At 37.4% G+C, this 18,071-nt stretch carries 17 protein-coding genes; 7 read left to right on the top strand and 10 right to left on the bottom strand.

Going from position 1 to position 18,071, the window contains the following annotated elements:
* Nucleotides 1-79 precede the first annotated feature (79 nt).
* Nucleotides 80-1,030 (top strand): flippase-like domain-containing protein, encoded by a 951-nt coding sequence (locus J4526_09305; protein ID WFO75245.1) that lies wholly within the window; start codon nt 80-82, stop codon nt 1,028-1,030.
* A gap of 36 nt (nt 1,031-1,066) precedes the next feature.
* On the opposite strand, the gene J4526_09300 is transcribed toward J4526_09305, so the two are convergent.
* The gene (locus tag J4526_09300; GenBank protein WFO75244.1) at nt 1,067-1,771 is read right to left on the bottom strand and encodes a hypothetical protein; all 705 of its coding nucleotides are present in this window, start codon (nt 1,769-1,771) and stop codon (nt 1,067-1,069) included.
* A gap of 288 nt (nt 1,772-2,059) precedes the next feature.
* Here J4526_09300 and J4526_09295 point away from each other — a divergent pair, with 288 nt between their 5' ends.
* Nucleotides 2,060-2,521 carry a hypothetical protein gene (locus J4526_09295; GenBank protein ID WFO75243.1) on the top strand — a complete coding sequence of 154 codons (462 nt, stop codon included), beginning with the start codon at nt 2,060-2,062 and terminating at the stop codon, nt 2,519-2,521.
* A gap of 39 nt (nt 2,522-2,560) precedes the next feature.
* Here the strand turns inward: J4526_09295 and J4526_09290 are convergent, their stop codons facing one another.
* The 3 genes from J4526_09290 to J4526_09280 form a co-directional block, all read right to left on the bottom strand.
* The gene (locus tag J4526_09290) at nt 2,561-2,941 is read right to left on the bottom strand and encodes a metal-dependent transcriptional regulator (protein WFO76400.1); all 381 of its coding nucleotides are present in this window, start codon (nt 2,939-2,941) and stop codon (nt 2,561-2,563) included.
* A gap of 60 nt (nt 2,942-3,001) precedes the next feature.
* The gene (locus tag J4526_09285; protein ID WFO75242.1) at nt 3,002-3,658 is read right to left on the bottom strand and encodes a thioredoxin family protein; all 657 of its coding nucleotides are present in this window, start codon (nt 3,656-3,658) and stop codon (nt 3,002-3,004) included.
* Between the two features lie 127 nt (nt 3,659-3,785).
* Nucleotides 3,786-5,303: a glycogen/starch/alpha-glucan phosphorylase gene (locus J4526_09280; protein WFO75241.1), complete on the bottom strand. Its 1,518-nt coding sequence runs from the start codon at nt 5,301-5,303 to the stop codon at nt 3,786-3,788.
* Between the two features lie 207 nt (nt 5,304-5,510).
* Between J4526_09280 and J4526_09275 the strand changes: the two genes are divergently transcribed.
* The 3 genes from J4526_09275 to J4526_09265 all read left to right on the top strand — a co-directional run bounded on the left by J4526_09275 (nt 5,511) and on the right by J4526_09265 (nt 10,172).
* Nucleotides 5,511-7,784: a hypothetical protein gene (locus tag J4526_09275; protein ID WFO75240.1), complete on the top strand. Its 2,274-nt coding sequence runs from the start codon at nt 5,511-5,513 to the stop codon at nt 7,782-7,784.
* A gap of 9 nt (nt 7,785-7,793) precedes the next feature.
* Nucleotides 7,794-8,666, top strand: coding sequence for a hypothetical protein (locus tag J4526_09270; GenBank protein ID WFO75239.1), 873 nt, complete (start codon nt 7,794-7,796; stop codon nt 8,664-8,666).
* Nucleotides 8,667-8,768: 102 nt separating this feature from the next.
* Nucleotides 8,769-10,172, top strand: coding sequence for a phosphoglucomutase (locus J4526_09265; GenBank protein ID WFO75238.1), 1,404 nt, complete (start codon nt 8,769-8,771; stop codon nt 10,170-10,172).
* Nucleotides 10,173-10,280: 108 nt separating this feature from the next.
* On the opposite strand, the gene J4526_09260 is transcribed toward J4526_09265, so the two are convergent.
* The 4 genes from J4526_09260 to J4526_09245 all read right to left on the bottom strand — a co-directional run bounded on the left by J4526_09260 (nt 10,281) and on the right by J4526_09245 (nt 13,999).
* Complete coding sequence (locus tag J4526_09260) at nt 10,281-11,141, bottom strand: ATP-dependent Clp protease proteolytic subunit (GenBank protein WFO76399.1); 861 nt, start codon at nt 11,139-11,141, stop codon at nt 10,281-10,283.
* Nucleotides 11,142-11,218: 77 nt separating this feature from the next.
* Nucleotides 11,219-12,334: an aminopeptidase gene (locus J4526_09255; GenBank protein ID WFO75237.1), complete on the bottom strand. Its 1,116-nt coding sequence runs from the start codon at nt 12,332-12,334 to the stop codon at nt 11,219-11,221.
* 66 nt (nt 12,335-12,400) lie between these two features.
* Nucleotides 12,401-12,967: a hypothetical protein gene (locus J4526_09250; protein ID WFO75236.1), complete on the bottom strand. Its 567-nt coding sequence runs from the start codon at nt 12,965-12,967 to the stop codon at nt 12,401-12,403.
* Between the two features lie 84 nt (nt 12,968-13,051).
* The gene (locus J4526_09245; protein WFO75235.1) at nt 13,052-13,999 is read right to left on the bottom strand and encodes a hypothetical protein; all 948 of its coding nucleotides are present in this window, start codon (nt 13,997-13,999) and stop codon (nt 13,052-13,054) included.
* Nucleotides 14,000-14,196: 197 nt separating this feature from the next.
* On the opposite strand from J4526_09245, the gene J4526_09240 reads away from it, so the two are divergent.
* The gene (locus J4526_09240; protein WFO76398.1) at nt 14,197-15,360 is read left to right on the top strand and encodes a cation:proton antiporter; all 1,164 of its coding nucleotides are present in this window, start codon (nt 14,197-14,199) and stop codon (nt 15,358-15,360) included.
* Here the strand turns inward: J4526_09240 and J4526_09235 are convergent.
* Complete coding sequence (locus J4526_09235; protein WFO75234.1) at nt 15,350-16,567, bottom strand: cation:proton antiporter; 1,218 nt, start codon at nt 16,565-16,567, stop codon at nt 15,350-15,352. The two genes, J4526_09240 and J4526_09235, sit on opposite strands and share 11 nt — an antisense overlap.
* Nucleotides 16,568-16,802: 235 nt before the next feature.
* Between J4526_09235 and J4526_09230 the strand changes: the two genes are divergently transcribed.
* Nucleotides 16,803-17,369, top strand: coding sequence for a CBS domain-containing protein (locus J4526_09230; protein WFO75233.1), 567 nt, complete (start codon nt 16,803-16,805; stop codon nt 17,367-17,369).
* Here the strand turns inward: J4526_09230 and J4526_09225 are convergent.
* Nucleotides 17,287-17,847, bottom strand: a complete 561-nt coding sequence (locus J4526_09225; protein WFO75232.1) for a hypothetical protein — start codon at nt 17,845-17,847, stop codon at nt 17,287-17,289. The genes J4526_09230 and J4526_09225 overlap by 83 nt on opposite strands.
* Nucleotides 17,848-18,071: the final 224 nt, after the last annotated feature.

Here is an 18,071-nt window from a genome sequence, read left to right as displayed (position 1 = left end):
GTTTTTCAAGCAAAGCTACTAGTAGGGGAAGTTAGTAAAATAGTTTATTTTCTCCTTCCAGAAACAAGGGTGAAAAATAGTGGATCATTACAAGAGGTTTACCCTAGGGTTTTTATTGTTTACAGTATTCCTCATAGTAGCTTATAGGATATTCTATACAGTGTTTAGAGTTAATGTATTGGACACTATTTATCAAGCTAAAGAAATAGCCTTAGTATTTATAGGATTCATCATTGTATCCGAATCCATTAGGGCCGTAAGACTATCAATTATATATAGGGAAATAATAGGCTATGAAGGAAGCTGGTTTTCCCTGTACAAACGTAGTTTAGTAGCTCGTTTTTCAAGCAATGTTATATCAACAATTACACCTAGCGCGATGGGAGGAGAATTCATTAGAGGACTAGTTGTCTCCGGGCTAAAGAAAGAATTAATACCAGCAGCAGTTGCAGTAGGATTAGCTGATGGTCTCTATGACTTATTTACAAATGTGGCTATAGCCATTATTCTTCTTCCTTTAGTTAAACCTTTGATTACGGGACTCGCAATAATACTAATTGGTTTAGGTTCTTCAGCTCTCTGGATCTTAACGCTTCTCGTTGTCTGTGGAAAAATACATTCAAAAATATTATCGAGAATACCATTCATAAATCATCCAGCAATTAAGAAGAGTAGTGAAGCTATAATCAATAGCTTCAGTAAAAGAATACTATTTAAATCATTGTTGTTGTCTATTATAGGATGGATTCTTGTGGCACTAGGATACTATTTTGTCGCCTTATATACGTGTCATATTAGACTAAATGTATTGGAAGCATTAACAAATATAATGTACGCATTTCTTTTAGGGATAATACCTACTCCTGCAGGTCTTGTGACTATGGATGCTTGGCTTGCCTCGACGAGTTGCCCTAGTGCAGCAGTATTGTGGAGAACAAGTGGGCTTTTATCAGTGATCGTTATGGCGGTTCTCTCTATTCCTCATATAATTGGTATTGTTAGAGAATATAGTTCGCTATCTTCTGTATGAAAAACATGATATTGATTGGTACTTGGATTAGAGTAGCTAATACCAGTTTTTATTGTACACCAAGTATATGGCTATAGCTGCTATACAAACTAGTACTCCGGCGGCAAATAGCCACATGTTAGTGGAAAAGAAGCTATCTGTAGTTTTTTCGGGTTTATTCTTTTCCACGAGATCAAATATTAGTATTGTAATACCAGTTATTGTAGTATTCACGTCGAATTGAGCAGTCATTCTTGAGGTTGCTTCTAGATGCTCAAGAATACCTGTCTCTGGGTCGAATCTTGCTTCTATGCTGAAGTTGTAGATTCTCCCATAGGGGTCTATGCCACTAGTACTATTGACATAGACGTTATTCTCTGGCAGAAGTTCGGGATTTATATAAATGGATACACCTTGCTTCAAACTTGAATTATATGGTATAGTAAATGTGGTGTTTTCACCTACCTTAAATACTTCGCCAAGAGTATCATTAGTGTCAATAACTATGCTAAGAACTTTAAACTCGTTTTCATCGAGAGAAATTATTTCATATTTTATTCTTCCCCAGTATGTGGTATTCTTAAAATACAATGCATAGGCACTGCCGGCTGGTACTCCGTAGAATCTAGTTATCCTAATAACGTCATATACTAGATATGATCCTTTTTGAATCCAGTCAGGCACTACTAATGCTTGTACAGAATATAATACAATAGATGTTAACAACAATATAGATAATATACTGATGTATACTTTATTCAAGATTCAAACCCGTACACGCTTATGTATAGGGTGTAATTATTAATGTTTTTAATAAGCATTTCTGCTATGAGCGATCGTGTACAAGACGACAAGAGTTAGAAATGGTGCTCAGCCAGCCACCGCTTCTTCACGATGTTCAGCAGTGATCGGGACTCTCTTCATAGCACCAAAGAAAATATTTGATTACAGCTCTAAATATTTTTTATATGTATATAATTAATAGTAAGGGTAATAATGATCATGTATTTACATATATTGTAGTATTAGTCTAGTAGTTTGGTGAATATTATGGAGTACATATATGAGAAAATTAAGAATGAGTTGAAGGCGAGTCTGTCAACTGCTAAGACTATAGATTACTATTTAATTAAACTTGACTCTGCGATTTATATGTTCAAAGATTATGTTGAAAATGTTGATGATACCAAGATAAGGGAGCTATTGGATTACTTAAGCGATATTTTTCAGCCTTTGGCCTGCCATAAGGATATAGTATTATCGCAAGCCAAGTCGCCTAGGTTTCCTTCGTTAAGAAAACATTATGTAGTTATAGAAGAGTGGTTATCAACTCTTGAGTGCAGTAGTGAGAAGAAATTAATTGTCGAGACACCTAGTGCCCCGCCAGTTTATCTAAAGGAGCAGTTATTTAAAGAGACTAGAGAAAAAACTGCTTATAAGGAGGAAAAAATTACTACATTCTGGGATTATATAAAAAGATTATTTAAGAAGCTATTCAAGAAGAGAAAATAAAGAATATTAAAGTATTAGAAATAATGTTTATTCAAAATGTTATTTATTGTATCTATTTTCTAAAAACTCGCGGATTTTCTGTAGTGTTGTTTCGTGAATACCGTGTTCGATGTAACAAGCATCTTGTTCAGCTATGTCCTCTGGTACGCCGAGTGATAAAAGAAACTCTTTTATCAACAAATGCTTTTCATAGACGCGCGAAGCTATTTCGCGTCCTTTATCTGTCAGCTTAATTTTCCCTCCGGGCTTATACGTTATGTATCCTTCTCTGCTAAGTCTCTTGAGGTAATCAATTACACTGCTTGGCCTAATACCAAGCCTTAAAGAGAGATCTTTTACTCTGGCACGACCATAAGTTATTTCAAGAAAGTAAATACATTTCAAGTAGTCTTCAGTTCTGGCACTTACTTTACAGGATATATTTTTTACAGACAAAAATGCAGACACCCCCTATTCACGTCAATGGTTGATCATAGTGGGTTACTCTTTTTGGTTACTGATTTTTTCTTCAGCTCTTTTCAGCATTTCAACAAATACATCAGGGGGTGCATATCCATCGTATCTTTCAACGTCGCTAATAATTACTGTTGGTACATACATTACATTGTACTTATCGGCTTCCCATGGAAGCTCAACAGCTTCTATAACTTCAATTAACAGATTTTTATTGATAATACCAAATTGATTAAATGTATCAACGACGAGAGGACACATGGGGCACTCTGGTGTTACAAAGATCTTTATGTGTAATCTCGTCTTTACTTCCTTTACTTTCTCGATAATATTTTGTGGAATACGCAACGTTCCTTTGGCTATGTATTCATGCATATAAATGAACGGAGGGAATTCTTGTCCTGCTGGTAGTCCATAGTATCTGACATTTCGTTCAGGTAGGTCAAATATAAATGCGGGTACGTATCTTGCTGAAAGCTTTTTTGCTTCATCTGTATTCTTATCAATAATATTAAATGTTATTTTGCCTTTAGATAAGTTCATTATCTCATTGGCGAGTTCTATTGCTTCTTTACAGGTGTCGCATTGTTCGCTAGCTACAATAAGGTAATCAACTAGTTTCTTCGGCAAGCTATTGAATAATTCTATTAGTACTTGTCTGGTTTCTTCATCGAATACCGACATTTTTTATCCACCACGTAACACTATTCGGTTAGTCTACCCTATCTCTATTTTAGTTTTTTGATAAGCTATCCATATGGATTGGTAGGAATTGTAATGTTATTTAAGAAAAGTATGCAAAAAACGCTATTCACATGTAGTATTGCTTAAGTGTTCTTGTCATGTCGACAATAGGGGTAAATGTCTTTACAGCTTCTAGACTTATCTCAGCATATTTGTGTGGATCAGAATTGTACATATCTAGTATACTGAAGAGTTTTTGTTTAAACTCATTGTAGTCTTTTTCATCAATCTCCTTAGCTTTAGGGTCATTGTATATATTAATGAATTCTCTCAAATCAATTCCAAACAACCAGCCATTTACCCCGTCTTTGATAACTTCTATAGCGCCTCCATCACGGCTTGAAAGGACTGGTGTTGCATTCACTCCTGCTTTCATATAGCTTGTTCCGCATGCTTCCCAGCCACTGAATGGAGTGAATAGCAATATATGTGACCCTCTAAAGATAATTTTTGCCTTGCCAACATCATAGTCATGGATGTATACTATGTTGGATAAACGTAAATGTAGCCTCCTAAATGTTCTAGCATAGTTTAGTCCATCCGAATCTCTTGGATGAGGCTTTCCTCCGAGAACAAAGAATACTTCTCTTATATCAGGATTCTCTTCTATGAATCTCGTAATAAAATATGGTCTTTTATATCTCGATAATCTCCTAACCCACGCTACAACAAACTTGTCCTTAAGACTAGCATTTTCTTTGTACGATTTAACAAGCTTCTCAAGGGAATCCTTGTTTTTGTTCTTTACTTCACGTATGGTATCCAAATCCAATTTGTTTTCTCTATAGTATTTGTAGAGCTCGGGATCCATCCACCTCTCTATATCAATACCATTTGTAACCCATGTAATTTTGTCTGCATACCTAGGAAATACTTTCTTCATTATATCCATGTGTTTCTTAGAAACTGTGAATGCCTTGGATACTCTTTCCAGAGCCATTTCTGTTAGTACAACATAGTCTCCAAGAAAAACGCCGAACTCTCTAGTTATGAGATCTCCGGGGAATCCTGGGTGGCCCCATGGGCCTGGTGTATGTATTACTAGTCTGTATCTATTCTCGAGCGGTAACGCTAGTATTGTTAGTGCTACAAGAGATTCTTGGAGGTCTATTACATCTATGTTCTCTAACCCAATGTAGTCTCTCATATACTTTGCAGCAGCTTTCGCCAGGAAAGCGTATCTCAGGAACTGTTCTTCAATACTATTATCTATATAGACTTGTTCTGTTAACCCTCTTGCCCATTTTGGGCATGTTGCCTCAAACAATACAGCTTTTGCAGACCCTCGTTCATAGATCCAAGGACGTACTATGACATCTTCTCCACGTAGGCTTATGGTAAATTCTTCACCTGCGACAAGGCTTCTCCATATTTTAGATGGTTGTTTCTGTGGCATTGGAACAGGGTTTTCTCCATCAAAAATGTAATCTACGTAGCCTCTTCTATAGAAAATTGATAGTACAATATACTCTAGACCCATACGCGAAGCTGTATAGAATTTGTCTCCCTCAAGTACTCCTAAACCGCCAGCATACGTATAGAACTCTTCAAGAGCTATCTCGGGGGTGATGCTAACAATAACCATTATTTCTTCCCCAAATAAGTGTTGGATTAACTATTCTTAGGTGGAATCATACTAAAGGTAATGTATGAGGGGATGGGGATAATATTGTTTACCAAACAACGTATGCTTACACATAAGCGTTAATGCTAATATAGTATCGTTATTACAAAATATATTCTAGCTGGGACAATAGTACGCCCTATTTAGCTTATGGGTGTGTACAAAGGATTGACAAAGTACTATCGTCTCTCAAGTGAGGATGCTGAATATAGGGATCTAGTAGATGATATTATTATTAAAATTGATGATAAATACAGGATTTTTCGTAAAAGATTCATTATATCGATTGCATTGATTATGCTTTCTTTTTTGATATTCCTTATTCCAATTAGTATAGTACATAGAATACTTGTTTTCCTAAACATATTTCTAGTAGGGATCGCTGTACTAGTAACGGCATTATATATGGGAGTAAAAATAGTTAGTTTAAGGCGTATCTACTATCCTATTGTAGGAATTCCTATTCCGCATAGCAAAAACAACATGATACTTTACGATGTACTCGGTAATGCTAATGTTATTAGTTTAAAGACTGTTAGTGAACAATACTTAGGTAACGTAAATGATATAAGGAATGACATAGAAGGGCTTGCCAATACTGTCGCAGATGTTTTTTCTGGTAAACTTGATGTAAATGAAACAAGGTACATTATAGTGAAAGACGAAAATGATACAAAAACCGTCTTAACAAAATTCGAAGACGATATACAAAAGAAACTGAGTAATATAACCAAGAGGCTTAACGAGCCTGAGGTTAAAGAAGTAAAAATAGTAGTGATTAAACCTTACATTAAGAAACTAGTTCTTGAAAGTCTTAAACAAATTATTCTGGATGATAAGTTTTCAAAGGAAGCGGTTACGGTAAGTAATGACGACATAAATGACGTTAAGAATAAGATAGAAAGTGTTTTCTCTTTACTAGATAAGTCAACAAAATTGCTAGGAGAAATAAATAAACATTCTAGTTTAATAGCTAACTGCTTTAGTAATTACTATAGCTGGGTGAACAATCTAGCTGTATGTTTTCCAAGACTAATGGCTCATTTATCTGAAGTGTTTGTGGGACATGTATGTCCTGTTTGTCTTGTCTCACGTACAGAGTATGGAGTACACGACTATCCATGGATTATATTAGAGGATTACGTGAATGGAAAATATGTTGGTAAATGCTGTGTTTGTGAGCATAAATATAGCGTTGATGAAACCATTAATACACCCAAGATCATGCGCTTATTCATATCATCATGGAGGAAACTCTACAAGCTAGAAGTAGAGCCTAAACTCAATTCTGTAATAGAGTATGTTGATAGTAAAAACAACTACCTAGTTAACCAAGCTATATCGACGGTTAATTACTTCTGTTTGAATGAAGAAAGACACATATATAGAGAATACGGGAAAAGAATTGAACCCGTATTGCTTAGCGTTATTAAAGATTGTATTGAATCATTAAATATTGAGTATGTAGACAAAATAAAAAAGATAAACAAGATTAAAATCCCATTAGAGTATTTGGGTACATGGATTATTGAAGATAAACTGCATGCTTGTGAAAAACATAAGAATGACATCTGTTGGTATTATCCGTTGTTCAAAAAAGCTATCGATGAAGGAGACTTTGCTTTAGTAAAGAAGATAATTGAAGAAATTAGTGGTGAAAACAAGAAATTATTGAGTAAGGTAGTAGAGAAACAAGTAGTTGTCGAACGAAAAGATTCTTGTCAACGAATAAGCGAAATGGAAATAGATTATAGTACAAAAAGAAACATTATTAATAGAATAAATAAGCTTAAAAAACATTTGGAAAAAATAATTAACAATATTGCTGAAACAATAGATACTATTAATAAGGATGTTGTTGATGATCTAAAAACTGATCTATCATGGTTTACCAGGTATAGTAAGTGGGTTAATAGGATTAAAGATTCCTGTAAGCAAATAAATATAATGGGTAACTTTTCAGTTAATCATCAAATAATAATTGCTCGTGATTTAATCACTGAATTGACTAATGAATTGCAGGAAAGATCAAATGCTATAATGAAATATATTGAAAGCCTTAAAGATTACGATGATAAAGTACTCAGCGACTTTAGTCTCGAGACGAGTGTTCCTCTAGGTGAACCACTAGTTTTCTATGTTCCTGTTTATAGGGTTGTGATACTAACTAATATTAGGAGAGGAAAAGCTGGAGAAATCAGGGAAATAACTAAGGTCTTTAGTGAAGTATCGAGTAATAAAACAGATAAACTTGCTGATGAAGAGTTAATTAAAAATTATGTAGACAAGTTATTTAATGAAACTACTGAGCAATGTATTGATGAGGATGTTGTTAAAGAGATTTTAAGTGTAGTTGAATCTACATCTGGATACGGCCTTCTTTATAGGATCTTTTTCAAATGGGTTCTATTAAGAAATTACGGTAAAATATTGTGCAAATAGGTGGTTTTATTGAGTAATAGAGAAGTGCTATTTAATCACGGGGATTTTCTTGGTGAAGAAAAGATTGAAAGATTGACTATTGTTCGGAGAGATATTCTCAAAGAAAGCATTGTAATTAATGGTGATGGAGTTATCATCTATGGTGATTTATTTGGCGAAAATATAACCATAGATTTGAACGGTATAGTCATTATTAATGGAAATGTAGGTGTTCATGATAAACTTGTCGTCAAGAGTGGAGAAGGAGGATTAATGATAATCAATGGAGTTATTCAACCAGGCATGTTCATCAACATTAAAAACACTATAGTACTTGGTGGCGTAATGGGATCTAATATTGTTGCCGAGAAAACAATTGTATATGGGGTATTGGCAGCATCCTCTCAAGCAGGCAACGGTCTTTCTAGTATAAAAGCCGTAGATACCATAGCAACATTATATAGTTCGCTAGGTAAACTTTCTTTAAAGAATACACTTACTCTCCTTCCCATAATTTATGGTGGTGAGTCCATAGAGGTTGATGGCAATATTTACGTTGCTGGGAAAAACTGTGTTCTAGAACTTGAGACTATTTTTGAGCAAATAAGAAACGGGGTCTCAAAGATTAAAAGTATCAACAACCCGTTAGAAGCAATTGATATGTTTGCTAGATCACTAGATCCAATATATAGAGATATCAATAAAATAATCAAGCGAGTAATGGATTATTCAATTCTAAAACTTGCTGGAGACCATATAGGGTTAAAGAGAGGGACTGTGCCATTGTATTTATCTTGTTTTGCCAATAATTTAAGAGAAGAGATCGAGGGTGTAATAGATATTGTTGAGAAACTCCTAGTAAAAATCAATACAAGTATTAACTTCCGTAGTATTCTTGTCTAGAATTCGGTATTTTCTTCAGGTAGTAAATATGCCTCTTCGTTTTCTTGACGAGTAGATTATGTTTATATTTTGTCTACTATAGGTTTTGAACTGGTGGGTACAGTGGCCCGCTTATTCGGTACAGCTGGCATTCGTAAAGTTTACCCTAGTGAAGTTAATGGGGTTCTCGCATACAAACTAGGTCTTGCAGTTGCTGAAGTTGTTGGTGGAAAAGGTGCTGGTTACGTTGTTCACGATACACGTATTACTAGTCCAGCGCTTGCTTTGTCATTCATGTCTGGTTTAATGGCTGGCGGTGTTGACGCCGGGTATGTGGGTATAGCGCCTACTCCTGTTGCAGCCTATGCGAGTATGTGGCATGGTGTTGTTGGAGTCTCAGTTACGGCAAGTCATAATCCACCAGAGTACAATGGATTTAAATTCTATGACAAAGACGGATACGAGTTCACTAGATCCCTTGAGGAGAAAATAGAGGGCCTGCTTGGAAGCATTGTTGAAAAACCGTGGTATGTTGCAAGAGACTTCTTTTACGCGAAAGAGATTATTGACGAGTACATAGACGATATTGTATCAAGGCTTACTCCTGAGAGGAAGAAATGGGAGCCAAGAATAGTGATAGACCTAGCTAATGGTGCTGCGTTTCGTGTTACACCAACTGTAGCTAGATCTCTTGGCGGAAATATTGTGACAGTAAACGCGAATCCTGACGGATACTTCCCTGGACGAAGCCCTGAGCCTAGAAAAGATGTTCTCGAAAAACTACTTCCTCTATACAGTTCTGTAGAACCAGCGGTCATACTAGCTCATGATGGTGACGCTGATAGGCTTGCCGTTCTATCACCGAGGAAAGGGTTTATACGACAAGATAGGATACTAGCATTCTATGCAGCTCTGCTCTTGATGGAACGTAAAGGACTTGTTGTCGTAAGTATTGACACTGGACGTGTTATAGATCATGTTGTTGAGAAATATGGTGGACGTGTGGAAAGATATGTTCTCGGGAAAACACATGAGAGGGTAAAGGAACTTGGTGCAGGCAATATTGTAATGGCTGGTGAGCCATGGAAACTAATAGATCCATCATGGGGTCCCTGGGTTGATGGAGTATGGCAAGTTGCATTGATAACAAAAACTGTTGTGGAGGAAGGTAAGCCGTTTGATAAAATACTGGATGAAATGGGCATACCAGATTACCCGTGGGATAGAAGAAGTTATTACATAGAACCAATAGGTCTTCGTGATAAAGTGTATGATGAGATTATTGAGGAGTTGAAACATATTCTAGGAGAACCCGAGAAGATCATAACCATCGACGGGTATAGATTCGAGTATAGTGATGGCTCGTGGGTTCTTGTAAGGAAAAGTGGAACAGAACCAAAAATAAGATTGTACGCTGAAGCCCCCTCAAGAAATAGGCTTAATGAGATAACAAGTAAATTTGAAGAAAAACTTATTGATATAACAAAGAAGCTAGGGGGAATGATTAAAGAGAAAACAATAGGCTAGCTAGTTGGTAAAATTTTAGTTGGGTGAAGGAAAAACAATACTATGGTGATGAATCCAACCTGGCCCCAAGCCCCGTTATGGGGCTATGGGGAAATGCACCTCCTCTGATTACTTTCTTTCGGCAGCACCTCCTTTATGATGGTAGTAAGGTACTTGTGGTCTCGGTAGGTACTCGACGCCTGGTCTTTGTTGTATTGCTTGTGGATAGAGCTCCATTAATGCATATACTTCTGGAGGCACTTTTGTGGACACCGGTAATCCCATAGCTTTGGCCTCCTCAACAGTTATTGGGTAATCGTGCGTATAGTATCCTTCTGTGAGCTTCTTCGCTATTTCACGTGCCTTTTCTTCACCGAGCTTGTCTTTGAGAAGGAATACTATTGTGTCTTGTATCTCGCGGAGAGCCTTCTCGGCAATATCAGCCCATATGAGTGTTGCATCACTGGCTTGATTGCCCTTCAATTTAGCGATCTTAATAAGTGATGGCGCAGGGAAAACACCTTGAGGAGTTTGTAACTGTGGATCCAATGGGCCAAGAACGGCGTCAGGATCCATTATGATTTCATCAGCTGCCAGCGCAATTAAGGTACCTCCGCTCATAGCATAATGTGGTACTATCACGATCTTTTTGCCTGGGTGTCTCTTAAGAGCTTTTGCTATTTGTGATGCTGCTAAGACTAGACCTCCGGGAGTATGTATTATTAAGGCTATAGGTTGTTGAGGTGGTGTACTCCTTATTGCTCTTAATATTGCTTCGGAATCTTCGATATCAATATACCTGTATACTGGTATACCGAAAAACCCTATTTTCTCCTGGCGATGAATCATTGTTATGACGCGCCATCCATACTTCTTCTCCATGTCATGTATGATACGCATCCTAGCATTCTGTAGGTTTTTCATTTGGAGTTGTGGGTGAAATAATGTGTAGAGTAGGAGTATCCAGAACAGCAGACCAATAATATCTATGCTAAGTAAACTACTATCGACCAAGATATGCTCCCTCTATATGAAATGATCGCTGGTAATAAAAATCTTTTATGGTACTAGAGTATTACATCCTCGATGAATCTACCGTTTACATATACGAGATCGCCGTCGGCATATACTTTGTGTTTCTTCATGTTCTTAATCATATCCCAATGTATACTCGATATGTTCTTTCCACCAGTCTCTGGGTAAGCTGATCCTAGTGCCATATGGATTGTTCCACCTATTTTCTCATCGAACAGTATTTCTTTAGTGAATATATCAATGTTATAGTTTAGACCAAAAGCTATTTCGCCTAGACGTTTAGCCCCGTCATCTGTTTCAAGCATTTTCTTGAGGAAGTTTTCTCCACGTCTTGCTTTAGCTTCTACTACAGTGCCTTTTTTGAAAACTAGTTTTACACCCTCTACTTCAACGCCACGCCAGATAGCAGGGTAATCGAATTCAACCCATCCTTCGACACTATCCTCAATAGGGGCTGAGAAAACTTCTCCACCCGGCATATTGTTTTTGCCATCATCATTAATCCATTTCCTACCATCGACTCTCATGTAAAGGTTTATACCTGGTCCACTGAATTTTAGTTCACTAACTTTATTCAAGAAATCAGCTATCTTCTGCTGCCAAGAAGCTTTTTCCTTCCATGCCTTCACAGGATCGATATTATCAACCATAGTCGCTCTATACACGAAATCCTCGTACTCAAGTAAACTCATACCAGCTTCTTGGGCTAAAGCTTTTGTTGGATAAGGTGCTACAACCCACTTTAATTCTTTCCGTGCACTTCTCTCCAAGAATATCTTGTTTAATTCTAATCGTGATCTGCTTCTTACACTGATTCTCTTGGGGTCGATGCTGCTTAAGTGCTTGGTATGGCTAGGACTAAGTATGCTAATGAAGACATTGACTTTTTCCATGATAGATTTCTCGATATCGCTTACATGAGTCAATACGTTGTCACGGGCATACTTGTAGAAAATCTCATCGAGAACCTCGTCTCTAAGATTAACCATCAAGGGATAGGCTCCTATGGAAACAACTTCCTTATAGATCTCTCTAACAAGAGGTAGTGCTTCAAGACCTGCACTAATAACTACTTCCTCGTTTTCACGGACTTCTACACAGTAATTAACAATTAGTTTTGCAAGCCTAGAAACACGTGGATCCACCAATACCAACTAACCTCTTCCAGCTATATCGAAGATAGATTATAACACGTATTGTTTAAAAAGAAAATTCTACTTCTTTAGAGCCTCATTGACTTCATTAATCATATATTTCGCTAGAGCTTCTTTCCCTGTAAACTCGCTTGGAGGGGCATAAACTACCTTAATATCTTTAATAAGACTTGCCTGTGTAGCTAATTTCTTGTCACCAGTAAAGAATATGACCTTGTGTTTCTTTGACGAGAGTTCTTCAAGAAGGTTTATAACATCAAAATCATCTTGAGCAGGATGCTTTACAACATTTCCTATTTTGACAGGTTCAGTTAGTCCTTTACCAACTATTTCGTATATATCAATGTCAGGGAATTGGCGGGAAAGTATAGGTGCAAAGTATCCTTTAAACATCTGATCGAGAACTACAACCAAACGTGGTTTTCTCGAAGTAGGTGCTTCAACAGGCTCGGTTTTCTCCAAGATAAATGATGCCAGCTCCGAAGCTTCTTCAGGCAATAAATCTATTATTTTTTCACCACGAAGAATCATCCCTCCTCCAACTTCAACAAGTTTTTTCAACGCGTCATTGAAATTATCATACATCCCGATGAACTTGTTCCCACTGACAACAATATACACGGGCATGGCAAACACCATTCCTACGTACTACAGCCTCTAATTGTATCATGCGGGTTAGTATTACATTAACGTTATCTATTGTGTTTCTATTTAGCGTTTAAATATTCTTGTTCTCGATACAATACTTATGATATCATCGTAGTTTTCGCGAAGAGTATTTAATACGTTTATAAGGCTGTTGTAGTCTTTTATAAAACTCCATACTCTACAAGTGTTTGTCAATGCGAATATTTGTTTTTTCAATAGCTCAAGAGAGAATATAATTTTATCTATGTACGTGCCTATTGGCTTATCGTATTCTATAAGTGAAAGTATTACATTTTTGGTTATATTACTTTCAATAAAATACGAGGATAGTGTTTCTAGTTCATTTTTTGAATATAATAGTGGGTTAAATACAAGGAAATCGATCTTTGTATCAAGGATAGCTGTTATGTAGAGTGGTGGAGTTCTATCACAGAATAGTACCCCGTTTATGCTTGTATTAATCAATGAGACAAGATTATTGTATGCTTCACATATAATACCTAGACTTAGTTTATTTTCTTGGAAGCCAGTTTGGCTATCTAGCTTTTCTTCATATAATAAGCTAACATTGTAGCCTATATCACTTAAGTTATTGATTATTTTCGCTATTATATGTACTATTTTATCGATCGAGTTATGTATATTGTCTTCAATATTTACGGATGATAATGTATAGAATATGCCGGGTACTATAACGCCTTTGTACTCAACTCCTAGCTCCTTAAGTAATAATGCGGCTTCTCTATACTCTGGTATATCAATATCTATTCTACGTGTAATATATCGGCTTATGTTTTGGGGGAGTACATACTGCTCGTTCCTGTAGAGAAGAACTTTCTGCTCAACCAGCTGGTTGAAGTACACTTCCTTTATATTCGAAAACAATGGGGGAAAATATATTGGCGGATCTAGTGATGCAATGTATTCAACTATTTCTTCAACAATAAACTTATCATAGGGTATTCTAGCTTTTATCAAGGGCATAAATGTTAGCTTATATGGTTTACCCAATACCTAGTACACCTTTCCCGTATAAATAGGGTTATCTATTATAGTCTGTTTTTAAGCAGAAGCACTCTTTATACCTTTGATTGACAAGGAAATTTTATCACTAACTTTGAACCGTAAAGTATAGTATGGTCTAGTACGAGACGAGCGGCTTGGAGGCGAAGTATTTGGAAGAAGAAGCTGTTGCTGACCTTGTGTTGATGTTGGCTTTAATATTTGTACTTGCTAAATCTCTTGAGGAGTTAATGGGGTACCTGGGTCTTCCGCCTGTTTTAGGTGACATTTTGGCTGGTATATTGCTTGGTCCCAGTGTTACTGGGATCCTCAATGAGTATTTCATAAGCAATCTAGCGTTGATCAAATGGCTTGGTATAATAAGTCTATTGTTTCTGGCGGGTCTCGAGACAAGGTTTTCTCATTTTAGGAAATATATTGTCCAGTCAACTGTTGTGGCTTTGGGAGGTATAGTGGTATCGTTTTTCATAGGCTATTTTGGGGGACTAGCTCTAGGGCTCGGCTATGGTGAAAGTATATTTCTTGGCGCGATACTTACAGCCACGAGTGTTGGTATAACAGCAAAAACTTTGGCTGAAATAGGTGCTCTTGGCTCTAGAGCTTCAACATTAATACTTGGTGCAGCGGTTCTGGATGATATTGGGGGTCTTCTTGTACTTGGCTTAGTGACTATATTAGTGTTATCGCCTTCAGCTACTATAGAGGATCTAATCATTATAACAATGATTGCAATAATATTCTATGTAATCATTGTAACCTTACTCCATAGAGTATCAGGTACGTTGTGGTTGTATATTTCCAGGTTATTTCATCTTGAAGATACAGCGATAGCTCTCTTATTATCCCTAACATTTATAGTTGCATGGGCTAGCTTGAAGTTCCATTTAAGTCTTGTTGTTGGAGCTTACGCGGTGGGTCTTGCATTTAGTGAAGTAAAGGGAATAGAGAGGGTTGTACGAAGATTTAGCCTCATACCAAACATCTTTGCTCACGTGTTTTTCGTACTATCGGCAGCATCTGTCGATATAAGACCCTATTTTATGGTGCCGCATTACATAGCAATCATGGTTATAGTTACGGTACTTGCTATGTTTAGTAAGATTATTGGATGCGGGGTCCTAGCAAGATTATTAAAACTTGATTGGAGAGAATCATTGTTCATAGGAGTGGGGATGATGCCCAGAGCTGAAGTAGCGCTAATTATTGCGTCGATAGGGATGGCGTATAACATAATACACGAGTCGATTTATGCAGCGACAATACTATTGATTTACGTCACAAGCATAGTTACTCCAGTGACCCTCTCTATTCTTTGGAAAAGAATGAGTGAGAGAGAAACTAGTGCCTAGTAATTACCCTCTTAGGGAATCTCAGTTTAACCTCAGAGACTTCCTCGCCCGCAAACACCATCTTAAGTAATGGTGGTGTTGCAACATTTGTTGTCAACACTATTATTAGTGCCGCTAAATATGCCTCAACGCCAAGTACGCCTCCGGAAACAGCAGTATAAGCTGCTATAATAGCAAACTCACAGCGGGGAAACAAGCCAACACATATTCTTAACGCAGATCTAACCGGAAATCCTAGGATGAGAGAAGTTAATCCGGCTCCCAGCATTTTTCCTGCAAATGCGCCAGCAATCATTAGCAGATAGAATCCTAGGTATTCTGGCCTAAGCGCGGTTTTTAGGTCGAGTTCAGCTGCTGTGGTGACAAAGAATACGGTTGAGAATATTATTGCGAGTTTCCTTATTGATGATCTTACTTCACGTGTCGCTATTGCTTCTGATAAAGCTAGTCCTGTGGCATATGCACCTACTAGCGGGGATATTCCAGCTAAACCTACTAGGACGGCGGCACCCGCGAAGACAGCTATTAACACGGAGATCATTGCCTCCTCTACGTGTAGTTTACTTGTATACTTGACTATTCTTGGCGCAAGTCTATGGAGTATTATGAGTAAGAGAGCCCATGCACCAAAGGATTTGATGAAGACCGTTGTAACATTGATCACGTTTACAGTGCCCAGGGCTATTATCGATACCCCGATAGCTATGGTGATTAGTGATGAGAGGTCATCGAGAACAGCTATCTCCATTATGGTGTATCCTTCTATAGTGCTAAGCTTCCCTATTTCCATAAGAGTCCTTATTGTGAGGCTAACACTTGTTGCTTCAAGTATTGCGCCGAGAAAGAAACATTGAAGAAGAGGATAACCCATGATCATGCCTACTAGGAACCCCATAGAGAAAGCAGCTAGAGCCTCACCTATTGTGAGAAGACCTGCAACTGGCAGTAAACGTATGAAGTCACCATACTTTGTCTCAAGTCCAGCGTAGAATAGAAGCATTGCTACGCCAAACCAAGCAACGGCTTTCACGGTGTCGGTTACAATGTATATTCCAAGCACGCTTGCCCCAATAATAAGTCCCGCTAGGATATCTCCTAGTACAGGCGGGTATTTGGTTCTTGAAATAAGTTCTTCAAAGAACTTTCCGAACAATAGTGATAGTGCAAGTGTATAAAATATGATTAGCTCGCTCGGGAGCTCTATCACTATTGATCCCACCATTATGTGTTTCCTTGGTATAGGGTGTAACATATTAGGCTTATTCTGGTAGACAAATACTATGTTTATTATATGTGCTACTAAATATACTCTTAGAGCAATAAAGAGCAATAAATTCTGGATCAGTTAAGAAATTGCGGGGAAACCATTTAATTCCCAATAAACACAGTATATATTGTCGAATAATGTCCTAGTTATTCATCGAGAAGACTGGATGGTTACAATGAGGCAGACTGTTAGAGAGAAAAGAGATAGCGTTGCAAGGCAGAAAGTATTTGGTAAGTCTGATGTAGATAAAATTCTAGATATGACTCTTGGAGAATTCTTAGCAAAATTTAGACCACCATCGGTACACTATATAGTCGCGAGAAAAGGAACGAAACTATACAATATATTGAAAGCTATTGCAACAGGTCATCCTCTTCTAATAATTGTTGTTGATGAAGAGCGCCGTCCTATAGGTTACATCAGCGAGCTCGAGCTACTAAGAACATTTAGTAGGAGACAAAGATACTCGTTCTTTATAGCAGGATTTAATTTGTCTAGACTAAATATACCGATAGAACAAGCTCTTGATGTACCCGTAGAGAAAATCATGGAAGATAGACCTTTGGTTGTCACTGAGAAGAATAAGATAAAGGATATACTTAATTTGATACGCTCACTGAATGTTTCAGTCATAATTGTTGTTGACGATAAGAAGAGGCTTAAGACTGTTTTGACCGCTTCTCATCTTGCAAGATCTTTGTTAAGTCTCCTTCTCGGCGAGCCTTTTCAGGTCGCTTTCTAAGTAATCTTCTTTTTCTCCATTCCTTATACTTTCTTGCAAGCTCTCTAGTTATTCTGCCATAATGTTTTTCAATATAGTTTTCCCCAAGGTCTATATAGACTCTAATTAATGCGGCTATCTTGTGTACACATAAAGGATTTTTGTTAATGATAGTATCAGGGCAATTACACCTGAACTCGTTAGGAGTCAATTCTACAACATAGTATTGTTGTTCTACAGGAAGTTTGCCTTTAATTGATACTGTCTGTTTGTATCTACCTTCAGCTAATGCTTTGAGATCCATGTGAGGTATCGGTTTGACAGGTCTTAACCTACCTAGTCTCTGGCTTGGAACAAAAACTCTCACGGTACCTTGTTCATCATAGTACACTATAGAAGATTTTGATGCAAGGCGGTATCCTCTGTAGATCCTACCGTTCTCTATTCCTTTGTTCTTCAAGTATTTGATCGGTTTCGGTATTTCCAGTAACTCCGCCATAATAAGCCCTCTCCTAAATACTATATTTCCTAAAAACCCTATAGAATATATTGTGGAGGCAATGAAGTGGACGGCGGAGTAGGGACCCGCAGGGGATGATCTCTCCTGGCCGGCTGCGAGCCGATGACAAGCCTTTTCTGAAGAAAATTTTTAAGTTACTCAAGTGTATAATTTAGTGCTTTGCCTTGCACAATAGCGCATAAGCAGTACTGGAGGTGTTGTAG

Source organism: Desulfurococcaceae archaeon MEX13E-LK6-19, from assembly GCA_029637525.1.
Lineage (GTDB): Archaea > Thermoproteota > Thermoprotei_A > Sulfolobales > Desulfurococcaceae > MEX13ELK6-19.
The sequence above is the reverse complement of the archived record's forward strand: the minus strand, read 5'-3'. Positions and strand labels throughout refer to the sequence as shown.

Bases quoted from the DNA above. Each gene is read 5' to 3' on its own strand.
- J4526_09295 (WFO75243.1), top strand. From the start codon at position 2,060: ATGGAGTACATATATGAGAAAATTAAGAATGAGTTGAAGGCGAGTCTG.
- J4526_09285 (WFO75242.1), bottom strand. From the start codon at position 3,658: ATGTCGGTATTCGATGAAGAAACCAGACAAGTACTAATAGAATTATTC.
- J4526_09280 (WFO75241.1), bottom strand. From the start codon at position 5,303: ATGGTTATTGTTAGCATCACCCCCGAGATAGCTCTTGAAGAGTTCTAT.
- J4526_09250 (WFO75236.1), bottom strand. From the start codon at position 12,967: ATGCCCGTGTATATTGTTGTCAGTGGGAACAAGTTCATCGGGATGTAT.
- J4526_09240 (WFO76398.1), top strand. From the start codon at position 14,197: ATGTTGGCTTTAATATTTGTACTTGCTAAATCTCTTGAGGAGTTAATG.
- J4526_09230 (WFO75233.1), top strand. From the start codon at position 16,803: ATGAGGCAGACTGTTAGAGAGAAAAGAGATAGCGTTGCAAGGCAGAAA.
- J4526_09225 (WFO75232.1), bottom strand. From the start codon at position 17,847: ATGGCGGAGTTACTGGAAATACCGAAACCGATCAAATACTTGAAGAAC.